Annotated in this window: 14 protein-coding genes; 1 reads left to right on the top strand and 13 read right to left on the bottom strand. The window is 40.0% G+C overall.

All coding sequences use genetic code 11. From position 1 onward, the window contains the following. Positions 1-9: 9 nt before the first annotated feature. The 7 genes from WC743_RS12870 to trpD all read right to left on the bottom strand — a co-directional run bounded on the left by WC743_RS12870 (position 10) and on the right by trpD (position 12828). Complete coding sequence (locus WC743_RS12870; protein ID WP_373012414.1) at positions 10-2406, bottom strand: ABC transporter permease; 2397 nt, start codon at positions 2404-2406, stop codon at positions 10-12. A gap of 91 nt (positions 2407-2497) precedes the next feature. Further along, a complete protein-coding gene (locus tag WC743_RS12865) occupies positions 2498-4882 on the bottom strand; it encodes an ABC transporter permease (RefSeq protein ID WP_373012413.1) in 2385 nt (794 codons plus the stop codon). A 41-nt stretch (positions 4883-4923) separates the two neighbouring features. Then, positions 4924-7338: an ABC transporter permease gene (locus WC743_RS12860; RefSeq protein WP_373012412.1), complete on the bottom strand. Its 2415-nt coding sequence runs from the start codon at positions 7336-7338 to the stop codon at positions 4924-4926. Positions 7339-7381: 43 nt separating this feature from the next. Then, entirely contained in the window at positions 7382-9808 is a 2427-nt protein-coding gene (locus WC743_RS12855) for an ABC transporter permease (RefSeq protein WP_373012411.1), read from the bottom strand. Between the two features lie 221 nt (positions 9809-10029). Then, entirely contained in the window at positions 10030-11211 is a 1182-nt protein-coding gene (gene trpB / locus WC743_RS12850) for a tryptophan synthase subunit beta (RefSeq protein WP_373012410.1), read from the bottom strand. 5 nt (positions 11212-11216) lie between these two features. Next, on the bottom strand, positions 11217-11837 hold the full coding sequence (locus WC743_RS12845) for a phosphoribosylanthranilate isomerase (RefSeq protein WP_373012409.1): 621 nt from the start codon (positions 11835-11837) through the stop codon (positions 11217-11219). Between the two features lies 1 nt (position 11838). Continuing rightward, the gene (gene trpD, locus WC743_RS12840) at positions 11839-12828 is read right to left on the bottom strand and encodes an anthranilate phosphoribosyltransferase (RefSeq protein ID WP_373012408.1); all 990 of its coding nucleotides are present in this window, start codon (positions 12826-12828) and stop codon (positions 11839-11841) included. A 289-nt stretch (positions 12829-13117) separates the two neighbouring features. Between trpD and WC743_RS12835 the strand changes: the two genes are divergently transcribed. Continuing rightward, positions 13118-14062, top strand: coding sequence for an ion channel (locus tag WC743_RS12835; RefSeq protein ID WP_373012407.1), 945 nt, complete (start codon positions 13118-13120; stop codon positions 14060-14062). Between the two features lie 37 nt (positions 14063-14099). On the opposite strand, the gene WC743_RS12830 is transcribed toward WC743_RS12835, so the two are convergent. The 6 genes from WC743_RS12830 to WC743_RS12805 form a co-directional block, all read right to left on the bottom strand. Continuing rightward, a complete protein-coding gene (locus WC743_RS12830; protein WP_373012406.1) occupies positions 14100-14915 on the bottom strand; it encodes an SDR family oxidoreductase in 816 nt (271 codons plus the stop codon). After that, the gene (locus WC743_RS12825) at positions 14899-15765 is read right to left on the bottom strand and encodes a glycosyltransferase family 2 protein (RefSeq protein ID WP_373012405.1); all 867 of its coding nucleotides are present in this window, start codon (positions 15763-15765) and stop codon (positions 14899-14901) included. The genes WC743_RS12830 and WC743_RS12825 overlap by 17 nt, the downstream gene beginning before the upstream one ends. Further along, complete coding sequence (recR, locus tag WC743_RS12820) at positions 15746-16360, bottom strand: recombination mediator RecR (RefSeq protein ID WP_373012404.1); 615 nt, start codon at positions 16358-16360, stop codon at positions 15746-15748. Before recR ends, WC743_RS12825 begins: the two co-directional genes overlap by 20 nt. A gap of 171 nt (positions 16361-16531) precedes the next feature. Continuing rightward, a complete protein-coding gene (locus tag WC743_RS12815; RefSeq protein ID WP_373012403.1) occupies positions 16532-18940 on the bottom strand; it encodes an ABC transporter permease in 2409 nt (802 codons plus the stop codon). 171 nt (positions 18941-19111) lie between these two features. After that, a complete protein-coding gene (locus WC743_RS12810; protein WP_373012402.1) occupies positions 19112-21475 on the bottom strand; it encodes an ABC transporter permease in 2364 nt (787 codons plus the stop codon). Between the two features lie 62 nt (positions 21476-21537). Next, positions 21538-24003: an ABC transporter permease gene (locus tag WC743_RS12805; protein WP_373012401.1), complete on the bottom strand. Its 2466-nt coding sequence runs from the start codon at positions 24001-24003 to the stop codon at positions 21538-21540. Positions 24004-24040 lie beyond the last annotated feature (37 nt).

The raw sequence follows: 24040 nt of genomic DNA, 5'->3' as shown, positions 1-24040 counted from the left end.
ATACTAACTCTATTCGCTTCTTAAACTTTTTACCGGGTTAGCTATTGCTGCTTTAACTGATTGAAAACTGATGGTTAACAAAGCTATTAGCACAGATAGCAAGGCCACAAACGCAAATGTGCCCCATGTAATATCTATACGGTAAGCAAAATCTTGCAGCCAACGGTTCATTACATACCAGGCAAGCGGCCAGGCAATAAGGTTTGATATAAATACCAGCTTAATAAAATGCCCGGAAAGCAACAGCACCACACTTTGCACAGATGCACCCAATACTTTGCGCACGCCTATTTCCTTAACCCGTTTTTCCGCAGAGAATGATGCAAGGCCAAACAGTCCAAGGCAGGATATAACTATGGCCAATCCGGCCAGTATGCTTACTATTTTACTAACCTGGTTATCGGCACGGTAAACTTCCTCAAAATGTTCATCTAAAAATTGATATTCAAAAGGATAATCAGGGAACATGGATTTCCACGTCGCTTTAATAAAGTTGATGGCCTCCGCTGATTTGCCCGGTTTTATTTTAACAGATGCGTTGCTGTAACCCCAGTCCTTTTGATTAAACATGAACATGGTTTCCACCTTGTAATGCAACGAATTAAAATTGAAGTTTTTGGCAATACCGGTTATTACACCGGCCGAATCAAAACCAAAATGCTTACCAACAAGCGATTCTGTTGTAGCCTTAGGATAATCTTTTAACAGCTCTTTAGCCAGTGCTTCGTTAATAATGTATTCACGGCCATTAGCGCCTTTTTCATTGGAGAAGTTTTTACCCGCAACAAGCTTTATTTTGTACAGGCTTAAATAATCAGGATCAACAATTAAGCGGGTTGATGCCAGTTTCCTTAATGGCCCGCCGCCATATTTAAACTCCACGCCAGACTGATCCAGATGGCTTCCCAAATTATCCTGTGCACCTGTTACCCCTGCAATTAAGGTATTGCCGGATAATTGTTGTTTTAAAACATCAAACTTGCGCGAAGTAATGTTATCCAATGGAATGGTAACAATCTGTTCGCGGTTAAAGCCGGGGTCTTTCTTTTGCATAAAATCCAGCTGCTTAAGCACAAACACAGTGGCTATCATCAAGAAAACTGCGCTGGTAAACTGGCCTACAACTAATATATTACGCAACCTGCCTTTATTTTTACCACTTTCAACAGATCCCTTTAATACTTTAACCGGCTGGAACGACGACAAAAATACAGCAGGATAGATCCCCGATAGTATCCCTACCAGTGTAGTACCGCCAAGCATCACTAATATAATTAACGGGTTACTGAATAATGGCAGCGTTATATGGCGCTGACTTAAATTATTCACAAATGGCAGTGTAAGTTCAACCAAAGCAATAGATAACAGCAGTGCTAATAGCGATAACAAGATGGTTTCGCCTAAAAATTGCATCGCTAATTGAAAACGGCCAGCTCCTATTGATTTGCGAATGCCAACTTCTTTTGCCCTTTCAGATGAACGTGCGGTTGAAAGATTCATGAAGTTTATACAGGCTATGATGAGCACAATGAATGCTATTATACCAAACAGATTAGTTGAGTTTTTGTCGAACTTTTGGAAGTTGATATAATCAAGCCCGATATCTGCAGAGTTGGCGTGAACGGCCTTAAGCGGCAATACAAACAGTTCATAAAAGGTTGCGCCTTCTTTAGACATGTACTTTTTCAGAAAATTTGGAAATTGCTTTTCTAAAGCGGCAGTTTTAGTACCCGGCGCTAACTCAAAATAAGTATTTAACCAGTTACCACCCCAGTTATTCATCCAGGGTTTATAAATGCTGCTGAACGAGTATACGGCATCAAATTGCAACTGGGAGTTTTGCGGCACATTAGCTAATACACCGGTAACCGCAAATTTAACCGTATCGCCACCATAATGGGTTATTACCTTACCCATGGGGTCTTCAGTACCAAAAAGTTTTTCGGCAGTTTGCTGGGTAATTAAAACACTATTTGGCTTTTCTAAAGCAGTTTCTTTATTGCCTTTTATCAATTGAAAATCGAATATTTTTAAAAAGGTAGAATCAACAGCAAACACCTGTGGCAAAAATATCCGTTTATCGCCGTTAGTGACCTGATATTTAGCATTCCATTTTACACGCGTAAAGTTTTTGATCTCCGGAAACTCGTTCTTTAACGCCGGCCCCATTGGGTACATAGACAGCGCTACTTTTTGAGAAGCCACCATCCCCGGGAATTTTTGTACCTCGTTAAGGCGGTAAATGTTTTTGGTATGGAAGTTATCAAAGCTCTTTTCGTATGATACGAATAGAATGATAACAATACAAGCGGCCATACCTATGGCAAGGCCAATTATATTTATCACAGACGATACTTTGTTTTTCCAAAGATTACGCCAGGCGGTTTTAAAATAATTCTTTATCATATCTTAATCATTACTTCATTCGTTATTGAGTCAAAATTATTAGGTCACAGATACATTTCTTTAAATGTATCTGTGACCTAATGAAAAATCATTATTCGCTTCGTAAACTCTTTACCGGGTTACTTAGCGCTGCTTTTATAGCCTGGAAACTTATGGTTGTAATAGCCACTATCATAGCCAGGATACCTGCAACTACAAATACCCACCACTGTATATCAATACGGTAAGCAAAATCCTGCAGCCATTTATACATAAAGTACCAGGCAAGAGGGCTTGCAATAAAAAAAGAAATAAGTACCAGTTTCATAAAGTCGATAGAGAGCATATTTACTATACCAGGTGTTGAAGCGCCTAATACTTTACGGATACCTATCTCGCGGGTGCGTTGATAAGTGCTGTAGGAAGCCAGGCCTAATAAACCAAGGCATGATATGGCTATTGCCAGTATAGAAAAGTTAAAGAAGAGTTTACCAAAACGCTGTTCGCTGCGGTATTGCCTGTCAAAAAACTCATCTAAAAAGTAATAGCTAAAAGGCCTGTTCGGTAAAAGCTGTTTCCATTTACTTTCAATAGCGGCAAGTGTGCCCGGCAGGTTAGCTGCTGATACTTTTACTGATACCAGGTTAAGGTTATTCAATTCAACACGCATGCTCAAAGGCTTTATTTTTTCTTGCAGCGATCTGAAGTGAAAATCTTTCATCACCCCTACTATTTTACCTTCGCGGCCCCATTGTTTAAAACGCCTGCCAATTGCCTGTTGTGGCGAACTGTAGCCAAACAACTTAACTGCTTCTTCATTTAGCAGCATTGCTTGTGATGTATCAGTTGTCATAAAGTCTTTAGAGAACGGCCTGCCTGCGACCATTTTTATTTTAAACTGGTTGATGTAGTTAAAATCTACAAAGTATAGGTCGAGGTTGGCTATTTGCAGGTCACCTTTTTTGTTTTCGATCTCTGAATAAGCGCCTGAATTGCCACCACCGGGTACGCTTGATGATAATGAGACTGATTTAACACCCGATAAAGCTGCTATGGTTTGACTGAATGCTTGTTTACCCGGGTCGCCATTACTATCTAAAACGATCACCTGATCTTTTGTGAAGCCCAGATCACGGTTACGCATAAAATCCATTTGGTTATAAACGATAATGGTACCGATGATTAGCGCAATAGATATACTGAACTGTGCTACAACCAGGCTTTTTCTCAGCATGCTGCCTTTTGTACCGGTAGAAAACCTCCCCTTTAAAACCAAAACCGGTTTAAATGATGTAAGTACCATAGCAGGATATATACCCGCAAGTAAACCAATGCCAATAGAGGTAACAAATAAAATAATTATATTCCAGGCATTTGAAAATATACCCGGACTAACAATTTTACCTGACAACTGGTTAAACAACGGCAGTAATAATACAGATAGAATAACAGTTATTACAAAGGCGATGAGGCACAGCACTACAGATTCGCCTATAAATTGCCTGGCCAATTCGCCTTTGGCTGCACCCACAACTTTACGGATGCCAACTTCTTTTGCCCTTTCAACAGAGCGGGCTGTGGTAAGGTTAATAAAGTTGATACAGGCAATCAGCAGTATAAATACCGCTACGATACTGAAAATATAAACGTTGCTAATGCTGCCTGTTTCTTGTCCGCCTCTTTTGGTGTGCAAATAAACATCCTTCATAGGTTCAAGGAACAGCGTTGCAAACATTTGATTTTTTTTTGCCTCAACCCCATTACGTTTTTCCATAAATGCCGGTAATTTCTTTTCCAATGTTTTTCCATCAGTACCCGGCTTTAAAAGAAGGAAACTTGTAGCACCGTAGTTACCCCATTGCTTATCTAAACCTTTATTAAATCTTTCTGTAAGCGATGTCATAGATACCAGCATATCTGCTTTTATCTGCGAATTTTCGGGCATGTCCTGCATTATACCTGTTACCGTTGCAGGTATGGCATCACCGGTAATTAATACGGTTTTCCCCACAGGGTTGCTATTACCGAAATACTTTTTAGCAGCAGTTTCTGTAAATACCACACTTGCCTGGGCAACTAATGCTGTCTGAGGGTTCCCTTTTAATAGCTTGAAATCAAATACCCTGAAAAAGGATGAGTCAGCAAATAGAGTTCTTTCCTCCTGAAATTTAATATTATCTTTTCTTACCAGAAAGCTACCACCACTCACCCTTACAAATGATTCCACTTCAGGGAAATCTGCTTTTATATTTGGAGCGAAAGCCCATGAAGTAACACCTGTGTTTATTGTTTCTGATGGGGTTTTAATATCTGTAACTATACGGTAAATACGATCTACCTTGGTGTGGAACCTATCATAGCTCAGCTCGAAGGCCACATACATGAATATGAAAAAACATGCTGTTATACCAACAGATAAACCTGTGATATTAATAAATGAAAAAACTCTGTGCCTCCAGAGGTTTCGCAAAGCTATTTTAAAATGATTCTTTAACATACAGATTAACTATTATAGGGTTTAGTATATTTTTTGATTTATTACTCGCTTCTTAAACTTCTAACAGGGTTAACCAAAGCCGCTTTAATAGCTTTATATCCTACAGTTATCCAGGCAATTATTATGGATATGGATATGGTTAAAATAAATATACCAGCACCGGGCTTAATGCGGTAGGTATAGGCTTGCAACCATTGATTTATAAAATACCACGCAATGGGCGCTGCAATTACAAACGCAATTACAATAAGCAGCGTAAATTCTTTTGAGAACAGATAAACGATATTTGCTACAGATGCGCCTAATGTTTTACGAATGCCTACTTCCTTAGTGCGCTGAACAGCCATAAATGACACCATACCATATAAGCCCAGGCATGATATAAAAATGGCTATGCCAGCAAATATTTTATACAGCTGTGATAGCTGACTTTCTTTTTTGTAGAAGTTGGCAATCTTGTCATCCAAAAATTTGTATTCGTAAACATTATCAGGAAAGGTGGCGGTCCAAAGTTTTTCTATGGTAGCCAGGGTCGATTTAACATTTGATGGCTTTAGCTTTATATTAGCAATGCTATACTGACCCGTCCATGAAGCCATTACAACAGGTGGGATCTGTTCCCGAAGAGAGCTAACATTAAAGTCTTTCACCACACCAACAATTTTCTGGGTCAGGTTCTTGTCCTCCCATATGTTAATGGTTTTACCAATAGCCTCTTTGGGGTCGGTAACACCAAGGTTTTTCAAAAGGGTTTCGTTAACTACATATCCCCTTACTGTATCACTTTTTATGTAAGGGCCACCAGCAATAAACTTTATATTATATAATTTAAAATATTCGTTATCAGACCATTTTAAGTTTACCTTAAAGTCTGTTTCCTCAGTAGCATTATTATATCTTATTGGCGTACCCCAATTGGTATTGTCTGATGGACTGGTAAAACTGTAACTAAAGTCCTTTACGCCTGCTTGTTGCATGATACCTCTCTGTAGAGATTTCATGTTTAACCTGCTTAAACTGTCTCCGGGTAAAGTCACCGTTATTACAGCATCTTTATCAAACCCCAATGCCGAATTTTTAAAATGATCTACCTGGCTTATAATTACTATGGTGCCAATAACCAGCACCTGCGCAATGCCAAATTGTAATACAACCAAACTGCGCCTTAAAGTAATTCCATTGGCTTTACCTGTGCTTATTTTGTTTTTTAAAGCAGCTATAGGATTAAAGCCCGAGAGTACAATTGCAGGATACATCCCCGCCAGCAGGGTAACACCAACGAGTACACTGGCTAAAAACAGCATTATATCGGGCGATGTAATAAAGCCAGCGCTAAGTTTTATCTCAAGCAAATTGTTTAAACCCGGCAGTGCGGCTTCGCTAATTATAATTGCCAGTGTTATGGCAAACAAAGTAATAATAAAGGTTTCGCTTATAAATTGGAGGATAAGCTGTTTACGCCTGCTTCCAAGTACTTTGCGTATACCAACTTCTTTTGACCGGTTTACAGCCTGTGCTGTAGCCAGGTTAATAAAGTTAACACAGGCAATAATTAACAAAAACAAACCAATAAGGCTAAACGCCTTTATCAGGTCTTTACTAAATACCTGCCCGCTAAAAAGCCCCGCGCGTGTATCATAATGCATTTCGGTTAAAGGCTGTAATAAAAAGGCCTCTTGTTTGGCCTGATTAGGTTTATGCTTTTTCACAAAAGCGACTAAATCATTGGTGAATTTTGCTTCGCTGATGTTATCAGGCAGCACAATAAAGCAAGAGTGAGAACCAAAAGTGCTTTGCCAGTCTTGAAGGTTATTCCCGTAGTCGGTACCTTTAATTGTGTTGAAAGATATAGCGATATTAACCGGCAGATCGGTATTTAAAGGAAGGTTTTCTAAAACACCTGTTACCTTAAGGTCAATCTTATTGTTATACTTAATTGTTTTCCCCATTGCGTTATCCCAGGTGCCAAAGTATCTTTCGGCAATTTGCCGGGTGATCACAACAGTGTTGGGTTCGGTTAAAGCATTCTTTTTGTCACCGGCCAGCCAGGCAAAATCAAAAATATTGAAGAACTGAGGTTCTGTAAAATACAGGTCCTTCTCTTTAAATCTTTTTACCTGCCCTGTATTGTCGTTAACACTTATTTGCTGATTTTCATCATTTAAGGCGGATGCTACAAACGGCAATTGGGGATAGTCAACACGTAAACCTTCTGCTACCGGGAATGGCACACCAGCCCTGATCTTTATACCTTCGGACGATGTACGTTTACTAAGCAAACGGTATATGTGGTTCTTTTTAGTATGGTAATTATCAAAGCTGGTTTCAAAATTAATTACTAAAAATATAAGCAGACAAGCCGCAATACCTATAGCTAAACCAATAACATTTATAATAGTGTAACTTTTATTACGCTGTATGCTGCGCCAGGCAGTCTTTATATAATTTTTTAGCATATAGGTTTATTATAGGTTTTAGTATAATTTAAATATTGATTTATTACTCGCTTCTTAAACTTCTTACCGGGTTAACCAAGGCAGCCTTAACGGCTTTGTATCCTACTGTTATCCATGCTATGCCTGTAGATGCTACGATGGCCAATATAAAAACACCACCCGTTAGCGGGATACGGTAAGCGAAGTTCTGCAACCATTCCGTCATCATGTACCAGGCGGCAGGCATGGCTATTACAAATGATATGGCTATCAGTATCATAAACTCTTTTGAGAATAAAAAAACAATGCTGAATACTGATGCGCCTAATACCTTTCGCACGCCTACCTCTTTGGTGCGCTGTACTGCCATGAATGATACTAAGCCATAAAGGCCAAGGCACGAAATAAATATGGCGATAATAGCAAAGATCTTATAAACCAATGCCAGCTGGTTCTCTTGTTTGTAGAATTTAGCAATGTTCTCATCCAGGAAATAACCATTGTATGCGTATTCCGGGTAAGTATTTTCCCACAGGCTTTGAATCTCAGCAACGGTATTTTTCAAATTTTTGGTTTCTATTTTAACAGCCGCCTGCGATTCAAACTTTTTGCGGGCGGTTATTACAATTGGCTTAACGGCATCACGTAATGAATTTGTTTTAAAATCTTTTACTACTCCGGTTATAGGTACCCACTGGCCCGATCCTAATTTTACATCTTTACCAATAGCATCTTCGGCTTTTTGGATCCCCAACTTATGAATAAAGGTTTCATTTACCACTGCCTGGCGGGTAGTATCGCTATGATCGTAACCACGGCCGGCTGCAAACTTCATCCCGTAGGTTTTAAAGTAATCGGCATCGCCATATTTTAAAAAGGTAGGGTATGTAGGGTCTTTATCTGAGTGGTTAAAATAAAAATTCTGTGCCCAGTTATTATCTGACGATGGCGGATCTGATGAAAAGCTCACCGATTTTACACCCGGTTTTTGAAGTAATTGCTGTTTAAAAGCGTCTAATTTGTTTAGGCTGATACTATCGGTATACCCCGGCAGTATTAATACGGCACTTTTGTTAAAGCCGAGATCAGCTTCGTTTACAAAGTTCATTTGATTTACAGCTACAAGTGTACCTATGATGAGTAATTGTGCTATAGCAAACTGTGCGACAACCAATGCCCGGCGTAATGGTATACCACCGATGGAAGCTGCTGTAATTTTATTTTTAATAGCCAGTACCGGTTTAAAGCCCGATACAACCATTGCCGGATAAATGCCCGATAACAATATTACCACTACCATGGTAATTATGATGAACAAAACACTGCCTGTGTTAAATAAACCAATATTATCTGGCACGCTGGCTATGTTCTTTAATAAAGGCAAAGCTAACTTAGCTATTACTATGGCAAGGAAAACCGAAAAAATAACGATGAGGGTGGTTTCGCCAATAACCTGTATTACTAATTGTTGCCTGCTGCTGCCTAACACTTTACGGATACCAACCTCTTTTGACCTGCCCACAGACTGCGCTGTTGACAAGTTAATGAAGTTGATGGATGCCATTACGATAATAAGTACCGCAATAAATGATAATGTGCGTAATGTGCTCTTGCTGGTTAGGTGATCGCCGAGAGTATTGCCTACACGGGTATCAAAATGCAAGTCGCTTAAAGGCTGTAATTCATGTATCCGGGTAGTTTTGCGGGTATCCTTTTCAACATATTTTTTTGTAAATGGAACTAACTGCTTATTTATGCTCTCTGCAGTTATATTTTGCGGCAATAGCACAAATACCTGGTTGTTACTGCTTATGGTGTTCCAGTCGTTATTGTAGTTATAATCTTTGGAGTTCTGTTTCCAGGTGATATATGACACCAGCACTTTTAATGGGAAATCGCTGTTATCAGGTGCATCCTCAATAACCCCTGCAACTTTTAAGGTTAATATATTATCCATTTTAAGGACTTTACCTACTGCATCTTTCCAATCGCCAAAATATTTTGCGGCTGTACTTTTATCAATAACAACCATATTTGGCTGAGCCAGTACATTTTTGTTGCCGGCCAACCAGTTAGTATTAAAAATATCGAAAAACTGGGGCTCCATAAAGAATACACCTACGCTTTCGGTGAATTTTTTATCGTCCGCTGCGTTATTGGATGAATTGCCGGGTACCGTTAACTGGCTGCCATAGCTTGAGTTTAAGGCAGCAAATTTTATCTGCGGAAAATCATTTCTTAAAGCATCAACAGCGGGCGGGGATGTACCCGGGTTATAACTTACACCACCATCCTGCTTTTGTTCGGTAATTAAATGATAGATGTTTTTGTAACCGGTGAAATTGGTATTAAAACTTAACTCGAATTGCAATACAACAAATATGAGCAGGCAAGCTGCAATACCTACGCTTAACCCCGATATATTAATTATAGAATAGCCCTTATGGCGAACTATATTCCTCCAGGCAATTTTGAAGTAGTTTTTAAACATAATTATGGCATTAGCCTAAACTATGATTAAATCCTATACCAATAAATTAAATTACTGATAATCAATAATTTAATAATTGTGTAATTGTATCGCTATGTTCGTAAGTGTAACACCTTGTGTACGGTAATGATACAGTTGGAGGCAGCAGTTTGAGATAAGCGATTAGTTAACATATTGCAGCATAAAGCTAATGACTAATCACTTATCTCTGCTATTGAAAATTAAAATCCAAAATGGTTAATGTAAGTAGCCAGGTCCTTATCGCCTCTTCCCGAAATACATATTACCACATTATCATCCTTTTTGAAGGTCATTTTCTCTAAATAGGCTAAAGCATGGGCCGTTTCAATCGCCGGAATAATGCCTTCCATTTGCGAACAAAGTAAACCTGCCTGTAATGATTCATCATCTGTAATACTCACATACGTGGCCCGGTTTATTTTAAACAAATGTGCATGCTGCGGACCTATGCCAGGATAATCAAGCCCGGCAGAGATAGAATAAGGCTCTATAACCTGCCCATCGTCGCTTTGCATAAGTATGGTTCGGCTGCCATGCAATATGCCCTCACGCCCTAAAAAAGTGGTAGCTGCGGAGTGGCCGCTATCAACTCCCTTACCGGCTGCTTCAACGGCTATTAGTTTTACATCCTCGTCATCTAAAAAATGATAGAACATACCCATAGCATTACTGCCGCCGCCAACACAGGCCATCACATATTGTGGCAATTCGTTACCAGTTTGCTCTAAAAGTTGTTTTCTGGTTTCTGCTGATATGATAGACTGGAATTTAGCAACCATATCAGGATACGGATATGGGCCTACTACAGAACCTATTATGTAATGTGTATCAACCGGGTTGCCTATCCAGTCGCGCAAGGCCTCATTGGTAGCATCCTTAAGTGTTTTACTGCCTGATGTTGCCGGTACTACCGTTGCGCCCAGCATTTTCATGCGGGCCACGTTTGGTGCCTGGCGCTCCATATCAATCTCGCCCATATAAACTACGCACTCAATCCCTTTTAAGGCACAAACAGTAGCTGTAGCCACACCATGCTGACCGGCACCGGTTTCGGCAATTATGCGTTTTTTGCCTAATCGCTGTGCTAAGAGGATCTGCCCGATAGCATTGTTGATTTTGTGCGAACCTGTATGATTAAGGTCTTCGCGCTTAAAGAAGATATTGGCACCGTATTTTTCAGAGTATCTTTTGGCATGATACAATGGCGAAGGCCTGCCCACATAATCGCGCAGCAGTTGGTTAAACTCAGCCTTAAAGCTTTCGTCATCTATAATTTTAAGGTATTCCTTCCTTAGCTCTTCAATATTTGGATACAGCATTTCAGGTATGTACGCTCCGCCAAAATCTCCGTAATATCCTTGTTCATTAACTCCGTACTTCATTGCTGTTAAATGTTTTTAATAGTATTAAATGCTTGTATTAGCTTATTTATATCTTTCATCCCGGGCGAAACCTCGAACCGGCTGTTCAGATCAACCCCATATAACATAGGATGATCTATCTTTTTTATCTCTTCTATATTTTCCAAACTCAATCCGCCCGACAAAAAGAACGGCACACTCAGATCATATTTCCTCATAATATTCCAATCAAAAGTCTTGCCTGATCCGCCATGTACCGCCGTTTTGGTATCGAACAGGAAAAAGCTGACTATGTTCTCATAGGCCTTAAGTTGCGAAAAATCAAAGTTCTCATCTACACCAAAGGCTTTTATAACTTGTACTTCGTGCTTAAAAAGGTCACAAAACTCCGCATCTTCTGAACCGTGCAATTGTATCGCATCCAGTTTGTATTTGTATATCAGCTTACTTATAGCGTCGGCATGTTCATCAACAAAAACACCGGTTTTAATAATATCTGCAGGTATGTAATCTAAAAAGTTCTCATTAAGCTCACTAACAAACCTTGGCGATTGTTCATAAAAGATAAAGCCCATGTAGTCGGGCTTTAAAGCTTCCACAGCTTTAATATTATCAGTGTACTTTAAACCGCAAACCTTAATTTTCATATTAATTGGCAATCAGGGTTTTAAAACTGTTCAACGCTTTTTTGCTTACTAACGCTTCTTCGGCCTCGTAATAGCAATCGGCAAAGTTTTTATCCGGGTTGATGGTTTTGATGGCTAAAGCGGCATTGCTTAACACTACGCTGCTTTGCGCTATGGTGGCCTCATCATTTAAAACTTTCATGAATATTTCTGCCGAGTCACTCACCGTATGTCCGCCGGTGATCTCGTCTTCATTCAGTTTGGTAAAGCCCAGGGCTTCAATGCTGTTTATCTTTTCGCCTTCGGCAGAAAATGTTTTAAAATCGCAGGTAAGCGAAATTTCATCATAACCGTCCAGTGCATTTAAGATTGTATATTTTATCCCCGATTTTTGATACAGGTAAGCATATACCCTTGCCAGTTCAAGGTTAAACACCCCAACCAGTTGGTTTTGAGGCTTTGCCGGGTTAACCAGCGGGCCAAGCATATTAAAGAATGTTTTTACGCCCAATTCGCGTCGGATAGGCGCTACTGTTTTCATAGCCGGGTGAAAAAGCGGCGCATGCAAGAAACAGATATTCGCTTTATCAATGTTTCGCCTTAATGCATTCTCATTATTGGTAAACACATAACCCAAATGTTCCATTACGTTTGATGACCCACAGCCTGACGAAACGCCATAGTTACCATGCTTGGCCACCTTATACCCTGCCCCGGCAACTACAAATGATGCAAGGGTTGATATGTTAAAGGTATCCTTACCATCGCCACCAGTACCGCAAAGGTCTATCAATTCTCCTGTTTGCAAGTCAATGGGCAGGCAAAGCTCCAGCATGGCATCACGGAAACCCTCCAGTTCATTAACGGTAATACTACGCATACAATAAGCAGTCATAAACGCTGCCATTTGCGAGTTGTTATATTTACCCAAAGCAATGTTCTTCAAAATTTCTTTTGATTGCTCGCGGGTAAAGGTCTTATGTTCAAAAAGGTGATTTAATATCTGTTTCATAATTTGGGCATAAAAAAAGGGTTACCATGTGGCAACCCTTCTGTATAGCTTAAAAACAAAAAATGAGGCTGCCTTACGAATTTTCGTTAAGCCACCACCAATTGTTGTTTAATGTTTTCATTTTGTTAAGGCAAATATGGAAATACTTTTCACTAAAAGCAAGCAGAATGATATTTTTACGAATGCATTTAGTGCGTTAATGGTTTAGCGAATTTGTGATTGGGGCAAAATCTGTTCGTTTATTCAAAAATCAATAAATCACTAATTCGCCAAATCACTAAAAAAGTCCATGGCAATACGTAAGCAAACTATCAATCCGGAGAACGATCTTGGCTTTGGCCCGCAACCAGTTATTAAAAGCCAGCCGCTCCTGAATAAGGATGGCTCGGTAAACGTAAGGCGAAAAGGCCTCTCGCTATTTAATACAGCCGACAATTATCACACGTTGATAAAGATGAGTTGGGGCAGGTTCTGGGTGATAATTTTAAGCGGGTATTTAGTTACTAACCTGGTTTTTGCCGCAATTTATGTGTCAATAGGGCCTGATAGCCTGGATGGTGGTGCCAGCCATAACGGTATAGGGCGTTACCTCGATGCGTTTTTCTTTTCGGCACAAACCATATCTACAGTAGGTTACGGGCACATAACCCCAAATGGAGTTATTGCAAACAGTGTTGCTGCAATTGAATCAATGATGGGTTTACTGGCCTTTGCGTTGGCTACAGGTTTGCTTTACGGTCGTTTTTCAAAACCATCAGCAAAAATTGTTTATAGTGATCAAATGTTGGTTAGCCCCTACCGGGAAAATGGGAAGGGGTTGATGTTCAGGATATCTAACTTACGCAGAAATGTACTTATAGACCTGGTTGTTGAAGTGATATTTTCTTACAACGAGATGGTAGGTGATAAACCTGTAAGGAAGTTTTTTCAACTGGAATTGGAACGTAAAGAAGTTAGCATCCTTACCCTCAACTGGACAATTGTTCACCCATTAGATGAGAATAGTCCATTGGCCGAAATAACTCCCGATGAACTGGAGAAGACACAGGCCTCCTTTTCGATATTACTTAAAGCTTTTGACGATACGTTTTCGCAAACCGTACACTCACGTACCTCCTACCAATACCATGATATGGTTTGGGGTGCTAAATTCATCCCTATGTTTGGGCGGGATGATGAAGGGAGGATTGTTTTAGATATGAGTAAGATAAGTGAGTTTGAGCCGGTTGATTAATTAAATCGTTGAACGTAGCTAGATCAACTGCGAATTCTTATTTAAGCAATGCGTTCTTTTCTTTAGCAAACACATTATAAACCTGCTTATCTAAAAAGGCAGGTAAAAACTTGCTCAAAAAAACAGTCAGCTTTCCCTGGAAGGTCATGATAAGGGTACGTTTACGGTTCTCAACGCCATTTACTATCAGCATGGCCACCTCTTCAGATGTCATCATTTTATCTTCTTCAAGCGTGCTTTCACCTTGCTGGCTGCCGTTCTTATCAAGCGCGGTGTTGCGGATATTTGATGAGGTAAAGCCCGGGCAAGCCACCATTACATGAACCCCGGTTTTTAAATTCTCTATGCGCAAAGCATCCATAAAGCCATTCATAGCATATTTTGATGCTGAATAACCTGCACGACCGGGCAGGCCTTTATAGCCGGCAATTGATGATACGCCAACAATACTGCCCTTGGTTTTAATAATCTCGGGCAAGGCATATTTGGTACAATAAACAGTACCCCAAAAGTTTACATCCATTAATGATTTAAGAACTTTAAGATCAACATCCTTAAAAAGGGCGCGCATGGAGATACCGGCATTGTTTACCAGTACATCTATTTTACCAAAAGTTGTTATGGCTTGTTTAATTAAATGGGCACAATCTTCTTCTACAGATACATCACATTGTACCGCAATGGCTCTTATATTGTATTGTTTTTCAAGCTCCTGGGCTACTTCACATAAAGTAACATACTGCCTGGCACCTAATATGAGGTTAGCACCACGTGCAGCAAACTCTTCGGCCATGGCTTTTCCTATACCTGATGATGCACCTGTTATAATGACTGTCTTATCTTTCAACTTCATATTTCGCGGCGAATATCCGCGGGATGCCCGGTAGTTTAATTTCAGGCATGTGGAACAGATATTTCGCTGCGAATATAATCATAGCACCATAAAAATGCTTAATGTAGTCCCAGCTAAATTTGGGTTTTAGCTGCATGCCAAAATTTAATATAAACGTTTTGGGATAGTAGTAATTTTTATACCCAGCCAGCCTTATCCTAAACGAAAGATCAACATCATGGCCAAATGTGGTAAACCTTTCATCCAGTAAACCAACCTCGTTCAATACCGATCTGCGTAATAACATAAAGGCACCGTTTATTACATCAACCTCGGTAATGTCAAATTCCTCTTCTTCTATCCAGGCACCTGTATCGGCCTTGTAAAGGCGCGATTTTGGGAAATACTTTGCCAGGCCTGTAAGCTTCAAAACTATAGCCCAGGCTTTGTTAAAACCGATTCTTGATTCGGTAAGAAAGTTGCCGCGGGAATTTAGCATCCGCACACCTACACCACCGGCATCGGTATGTTTATCCATAAATTCAACAAGATTCTCTAAAGTTTTTTTGCTGCAAATTGTATCCGCACTGACTAGTAAAACATACTCTCCGGTTGCTTGTTCAATACCCTGATTACGGGCTTTGGCAATACCCACGGAATTTGCGTTTTGGATAAGCTTTATATCCGGAAATTCATTCTGGAGCATGTAAACCGATCTGTCTGTAGAAGCATCATCTATCACAATCACCTCATAGTCAATATCTCTGCACGCTCTAATTAAAGTAATTAAACATTGCTTCAATAAAGAGCACAAACTCTTATTAACTATAACGATAGATATCTTCATGGGATCAGGATAATGAATTTTCATACGGTACACGGGTTACTATAGATCGTCCTAAAGTAATCTCGTCTACGTACTCTAATTCACCACCAAAAGCTATGCCACGTGCTATTGTAGAGATATTTATATTAAATTGTTTTAAACGTTTGTGCAAATAGAAGATAGTGGTATCCCCTTCCATTGTTGCGCTTAAGGCAAAAATTATTTCGCTTACTGTGTTATTTTTTAACCTTTCGACAAGTGTATCCACTTCCAGATCGGCGGGGCCAATGCCATCCATAGGCGATATCAATCCACCTAAAACATGATAAACACCATTGAATTGATTGGTGTTTTCAATAGCCATAACGTCGCGTGTATCTTCTACAACGCATATCAGGCTATGGTCTCGTTTAGGTGATGAACAGATCTGGCAAACCGATTGGTCTGCTATATTATGGCAGGTTTGGCAGAACTGTATCTCGTTACGCAGCTTGCTTATTGCACTGCTAAACTTATGCACTTCTTCCTTATCGCGGTTAAGCAAATGCAGTACTAATCGCAAAGCAGTTTTTTGTCCTACCCCTGGTAATTTAGCAAATTCGGCAACGGCATCCTCCAGCAGCTTCGATGAAAAATTCATGCATAAAGGTACGGTTTTAGCCCAAAACACCTCTTAAAATCTCTAAATATCTCTAATTTCCACTGATTTTCTTTACCGTATTTCGATTAAAACTATTTATCTACAAATATTTCGACAAGAAAAAATAATCAGCTCCAAATTGAATTAATTCATCATTGGATTGGCAGATCTTTACTCACTCCTCAAACTTTTTACCGGGTTGGCAATGGCGGCTTTTATAGATTGATAACTTACGGTTACAAAAGTGATAAGCAATGCAGAAAGGGCGGATATTGCAAACACCCACCAGTGTATATCAATACGGTAGGCAAAGTTTTGCAGATATTTGCTCATCATGAGCCAGGCTATAGGCGATGCGATAATAACCGCCAATACAATCAATTTTAAAAAGTCGACAGTTAACAGTGAGGTGATGCTGGTAACCGATGCCCCCAGTACCTTGCGGATCCCGATCTCTTTTGTACGCTGAAGGGTTAATAGTGAAATTAACCCCAACAAGCCTAAACAACTTATAAATATGGCTATTAAAGCGCTTGAGCGGATCAGTTTGTTCAATAGATCTTCCTTCTGATAAAAATCATTGATCTGCTCATCCTGAAAACGGTATTCAAAAACACTCTCGGGATATACCGACTGCCAATTATTTTTAATACGCTCGATAGATGCCGAGGCATTATTGCCGCTTATTTTTACTGCCATAAACCGGTAGCTTTTACGATATGCGCAGATAGACTCCGGCAAAATAGCAGTGTATAAAGACTGGGCATGAAAGTCTTTTATCACCCCTACAATAATACCCGGGTTATTGGTGATGCCACCCGCAACAAATTGATGGCCAATTATCTGTTGCGGATCTTTTACGCCTAATCTCTTCACCATCATTTCATTAACCAGGTATTCGCTGGCGGTATCACTTTCAGCTATGTTGCGGCCGGCAATAATTTTTAACCCAAATGTTTGTGCAAAGCTGGCATCGCCCATTATTGTGTAGCCTGTGAAATTTTCCCAATTACGTTTGTCGTATTTTACCGAACCACCATCATTAAATGTTGATGCCGCGGGCCTGTCGCAATAGGTTACATTTTTAATATCAGGATGTGCCAGTAACTGGTTGCGCAGAAAGTCGGTTTTGTTTTTAGCATTATCAGGTACCGGCATTACCACCACAGCATCCTTGTTAAAACCTAAACCGGCAGATTTTAAGAATTTTACCTGCATGGTGATCAGGATAGCGCCGATGATAAGTACCTGTGCAATCACATTTTGAAAAACTATCAACCCTTTACGCGCGAAGCCTGTCGACCGGGCGCTATCGTTCACCTGGTTCTTTAAAGCATTTACGGGTTTAAACCTGCTTAAAATAATAGCAGGGTACGAACCGGCCGCCAAAGTGATGATAACAAGCACCGCCATTAAGAAAAGCGACAGCTGATAATCCCGAAGAAAATTAAAATGAAGTTCGGTTTGCAGCCAGGTGTTTAATATGGGTAAAAATATAATTACCCAAACAACAGCCAATAATGCGGCAAATAAAACTATACAAGCAGTTTCGGTAATAAACTGAATAAATATGGCAGATGGTGAGCTGCCTAAAACTTTTCGTGTACCAATTTCCTTTGCTCTTTTAAAACTTTGGGCTGTGGCCATATTAATAAAATTAACACAGGCTATCACTAACAGCAAAAACCCGATTATACCTAAAGTTAATAATAACGATCGTTGGATAACACCACCATACCGGCCATCAAAATGCACTTCTTTTAGCGGCTGCAATACAAAAGTATAAGCCGATTTCGTATCACCCAGATCCTGCTTGTCCATTTTTTTGATCATGGCTTCAATGGTTTTGGTTGACGTACCATTGGCAAGGGATACATATATGCTATTCTTTGAATCTATCCAGCCCCAGTTGTTTACCATTGGTTCAGCGGTTTCGGGATAAACGCTTTTTAAAGATGACAGCGATAAAAATATATCGGTTTTAATATCAGTATTGGCAGCATGGTCTTTTACGATCCCCGTTATTTTGAAGGTGTTTTTACTATCGACAGATATAAATTTGCCGATAACATCCTGACTGCCAAAATATTTTTGAGCTATACTATGGCTTAAAACAATTGTATTAGGAGCTTTAAGTGCTGTAGATTTATCGCCCTGCTCCCATTCATAATCAAACAGGTTAAAGAAGTGCGCGTCTGTAAGGGCTATATTACCGTTCTCAGCAAAGAGTTTATTTACCGGGCTTTCTTTTTGAGGAATGCCCACAGTAATTTTACGGATCTTAAATAATATAGCAACATCTTTTGCCTGCGGAACCTTGGCCCTTACACTATTAGCCAGCGCTATTGAATTACCCTGATCATAAATAACACTGCCGTCACCAACACGTAATTCGGTTACTACCTTGTACAGCTGTTTTGCGTTATGATGATAAGTATCAAAACTTAGATGGTAGGTTATAAACTGGAATAAAATGATACTGCAGCCAATGCCCAATGAAAGGCCAAAAACATTTATGGCTGTGTAAAATTTGCGACTTATTAAATTACGAAAAGCTATCTTGAAGTAGTTTTTTATCATAACCGGTGATTAGTAGTTGTTGGCACTACAATATCAGCACTATGGGTGTTAAATTATAATTTTTAACATCTCTTAACTAAACAACGGCACGAGCCTACTAATGGTTCGACAAGCTCACCATGACACAAAAGCGCCGGGTCATCCTGAACCTGTTGAAGGACGCGCGTGGCATTATTCGCTCCTCAAACTCTTTATAGGGTTAACAATTGCTGCTTTTACTGATTCATAACTAACCGTAAGCCAGGCAATGCTTAATGCGGCTAATGAGGCCGTAAAAAATACTACCCAGCTCACATTGATATGATAGGCAAAACCGGCAAGCCAGCTGTTAACCGCATACCAGGAAAGTGGTACAGCTATTACTATAGCGATCAGTATTAACCTGGTGATGCCGGAGGATAATAAATAGACGAGGTTTAATACGGATGCACCTAATACTTTACGTACACCAATCTCTTTGGTGCGCTGCTCGGCCATAAAAGCCGACAAGCCATATAAGCCCAGGCTGGAAATAAATATACCCAGTATGGCAAACAGATTAAAAATGTTGCCCATCTGTTGTTCTCCTTTATATAGATTAGCCAGATCCTGATCAAGGAAATCATAACTAAACGGGTAGGCGGGGTTGAGTTCCTGACTTATTTTTCCCAGAGCCTTTATTGTAGCGCCGGTTTTGCCGGGTAATGTTCTTACCACTACAAAACCACCAAGTTTATTAAACCTCATCACTAACGGCTCTATGGCCTGTTGTATCGGTTTAAAATTAAAGTTCTTTACAACACCAATGATATTACCTTTAACACCCTGTACTATTAGTGATTTACCGATTGCTGTAGTAGCATTTAAACCCATTACATTTAGCATTTTTTCATTAACCATGTAATTAGTGGAATCTGCTATAGCAGACCCTGAAAAGCTTCGGCCTGCCAATAATTTCATCCTAAATACATGGGTAAAATCCTCATTAACGGCCATGCATGGTATGGCTATATTTAAGCGTGGGTCTTTGCCATTCCAATCTGCGCCGGTAGCATTGGCAAGATTAGTAGGAAGGTCAGAAGTGATCGTAAAATCTCTGGTAAGCGAATTTTGTTTTAGCCCGTCTTTCAAGGCTTGCTGATTATTCCAGATATCACCTGTTATTGGCATATACAAGAGATTAGCCTTCTCGAAGCCGGGATTCCTGTCTTTGATAAACTTAAGCTGATTGTAGATGACCACTGTACCTACCAGCAATACAATAGAAACCATGAATTGGATTACGACCAAACCGTTACGAAACAGTAAATTACCACCCATTGATTTTACATTCCCTTTGAGAACCTTAACCGGGTTAAAACCAGAAAGGAACAAGGCCGGATAGCTGCCGGAGATAAGACCGGTTAACAAAGCGATACCTAAAAGACTTATCCAAAATTTTGCATCCGACAAATCAATGGTAAGTTTTTTGTCGGCGAGTTCGTTGAATACGGGCAGAAAGAAAAAGACGATCCCGAGTGCAAATAACAAAGACAGAAAAGAAATAAATACTGATTCGCTTAAAAACTGGATGATCAATTGCCCGCGAACAGCGCCTGCCACTTTGCGTAAGCCAATTTCTTTAGCCCTGCGGGCTGAACGTGCAGTAGCCAGGTTCATAAAATTGATACAGGCTACTACAATTATCAAAATAGCGATTATAAAAAAGATGTTTACGTATTGCGCATTCCCATGTCCCGGCAAATCCCCCAATCTTTCAGGTGCCAGATGGATTTTTGTTAAAGGCTGCAATTGAAATGCGGCCGTCATTTCGGGATTATGCTTATGAAATATCTGATTGACCTGCTTTTCCAACCCTAATAAGTTCGCAGCAGAAGGGTCAAAACCCTTGTCTAATTGAACGTAGCTGTAGTAACTGAAGTCATCCCATGAATTTTTTTGCAGGCCGTTATCCGTTCTGGCTAAGGAGGCCATTGGCAGGATAAAGTCGAACTGAAGCTGTGAGTTAGCTGGGATATCAGCAAAAACTCCTGTTACTACTACATTTTCACTATTATCTTTTCTTAAGAACTTACCAATGGGGTTTTGGTTCCCAAAGTATTTTGTTGCCATTTCCCGCGTTATTAAAACGCCATCCACATTTTTTAATGCCGTGGCCGGATTGCCCTGCACAAGGAAAAAAGAAAACACATCCATGAAACTTGGGTCGGCATAAAATACTCGTTTTTCTTCAAATTTTTTGCTGCCTGCTTCAAGCAGGGCAGTTTTGATTGAGCTTAAACGAACGGCATTTTTGATGACCGGCATTTCTGCCTTCAACCCGGCGGACATACCTGCCGGGGTAATTGATGCTTTAAAATCACCGATACTACTGGTTATACGATAGATCTGGCCGGCATTTTTATGGAACTTGTCGTAACTTAACTCATTTTGTACCCAAAGCAAGATCAGGATACTTGATGCCAGGCCTATAGCCAAACCCGTTATATTTATAATGGAATAGGCTTTATCTTTTGTTATATTCCTGTAAGCAAGTTTGAAATAGTTCTTAAACATTGGGCATATTTTTAAAAATGAATAATTAATCTTAATTCGCGATGGTGACATTTATAACTTGATCACTCGCTCCTTAAACTCATCACCGGGTTAGCTACAGCGGCTTTAACCGTTTGGAAGCTTAACGTAAACAATGCAGCCGTGAGCATACCGGCACCACTCAGGGCAAAAATCCACCAGTTAATGGTAGTACGGTCGGCAAAGTTTTGCATCCAGGTGTTCATAGCATAATAAGCTATTGGCGTTACCAGTACAAATGCCAGTATAATTAACAAGATAAGTTCTGTTGAAAGCAGGGTAACTATCTGCGCTACAGATGCACCCAGCACCTTGCGGACACCAATCTCTTTGGTGCGTTGCGTAGTGGTGTAAATAGCCAATCCTAACAAGCCAAGGCAGCTTATGAATATAGATAAGCCGGTAGCCCAGGTTAACAACTTTGACGTGTTTTGCTCGGTAGTGTAAAACTTGGCAATGCTTTCATCAAAAAAGGTATATTCATAATCATCTTCGGGGTATACTTCTTTCCATGCTTTTTCAAGGCTGCTTAAACCGGTCTTCCACTCCTCCCCGCCTGCTGTTTGCGGCCTAAGGGCTAAGTGAAAAGTACGGCTATTGTATTTTGTAGGCGCAACAATAACCAAAGGTTTTACAGGCGCATGTAACGATTTCTGATTAAAATCGGCCACAACACCTACAATTTGCATATTTTTATCATTACCATTATACTTTACTACTTTTCCTACGGCCTCGCCCGGTGTTTTAAACCCTAATACTTTTGTATAGGTGGTGTTTACCACTAAACCGGTTGATGTATCGGCCATTGTAATATTGCGCCCGGCCAAAAGTTTAAGCTGGTAAACTTTAATATAATTTTCATCAGCAAACTTTTGTTGTACATCTGTTTTTATTTCGGTTTTACCATTCATGTACGTGGCCTGTGTAGAGTTTGTATTACTTGACGATGGCGGCGCTCCTCCTACACTAATCATTGCAATTTGAGGGATAGCTTTTACCTTATCCATAAAAACCTGCTTACGGTTGGTGTTAATACCCTTCCACGGGGTGTTTATAAAAACAATGGCATCCTTTTTAAAGCCCAGATCCTTGTGTGTAGCATAATATATTTGCTTGCTCACTAATATGGTAGCCATTATAAAAAATTGCGCTATTACAAATTGCGTTACCGTAAGCGATTTTCGCAGCCATGCACCACGTGTAGTACCGCCACTGTTAACAGATTGCCCCTTTAATACTTGCACCGGCTGATAAGAAGACAGTACAACTGCCGGATAAAAGCCCGATAAAATACTCTCTGCAACGGTAAGCAGTAATAAAAAGCCTAATAATGCAGGCTGAAAAGTATAGGTTTCGCGTACACCCGGCGGAATAAAATCAGCAAACAGCTTAAGTATTATTGGGCATGCACCTACTGAAATTATCACCGCTAACAAGGTTATTAAAAATGTTTCGCTCAAAAACTGCATGATCAATTCAGTCCGGCTGCCGCCCATAGTTTTACGGATACCAATCTCTTTAGCCCTTTGCGAAGCCTGGGCAGTTGTTAAATTGATAAAATTGATACAGCCGAGTATTAAAAGAAACGCGGCGATACCTAACAAGCCATACAGCGTTGTTTTGTTAGCCGTGCGCATACCGTCCAGTCCGCCGTAAACCTGGTCAAAATGGATATCGCTCATTGGCTGCAGTTTGAAATCCTGTGTACTGCCTTTATTGTTAGCAGTTGGCGGGTTATGCTTTTTAAGCATCGCGTTCAATTGTTTCTCTAATTGAGAAGGTGATGTTTTGGCAGCCAGTTTTAAAAAAAGCTGGGAGGATGAACTGGTATTTGTCCAATTATCCGACTGAAAGTACGGCTTTAAATAACTTTGGCTGCGGCCGCTTATATAAGAAACAATGTCATGAAATGCAAAGTCGGAGTTCTCTGTAAATGGCGCTATTATACCGCTCACTGTTGTTTTAACCGAATCATCATAAATTATTTCCTTACCTATCATTTGATCGTAACTAAGTGAAGGGAAATAAATTTTAGCCTGTTTGGAAGATAGCACTACCTGGCCGGGATCTTTTAGTGAGGTTTTAGCTGAACCTACCAGCCATGTGTAGTTGAATATTTTAAATAAATTTTCATCGGCAAAGGTCAGACCTATTTTTTTGAACTTAGCAGCTGTTTTACTGCCGTTAGGTACAGCAACGGTAGTTTCTCCATACAAGTAATAAGGGGCAACAATATCAATACCGCTGGCATCGGTTTTAGCAGCATCAGGCAAGGCCAGGGTAACCCCGTTGTTATGCACCGGCTCGCCGGAGAAAGAATAATCTGTTACTACGCGGTATATCCGGTTACTGTCTTTATGAAAGTTATCAAACGAGAAATCATATTTTACAATAAGAAAAATAGCTAATGATGCGCTAATGCCTATTGAAAGGCCCACTACATTGATAATAGTAAACAACTTATGTTTACGAAATCCCCTTAAGGCGATCTTGAAATAATTCTTTATCATTTGACAACTAATTTTACGTGATTTTATCTTTCCTGAA

The organism is Mucilaginibacter sp., assembly GCF_041660805.1.
Classification (GTDB): Bacteria; Bacteroidota; Bacteroidia; order Sphingobacteriales; family Sphingobacteriaceae; genus Mucilaginibacter.
This window is presented reverse-complemented; position numbering and strand designations above follow the sequence as displayed.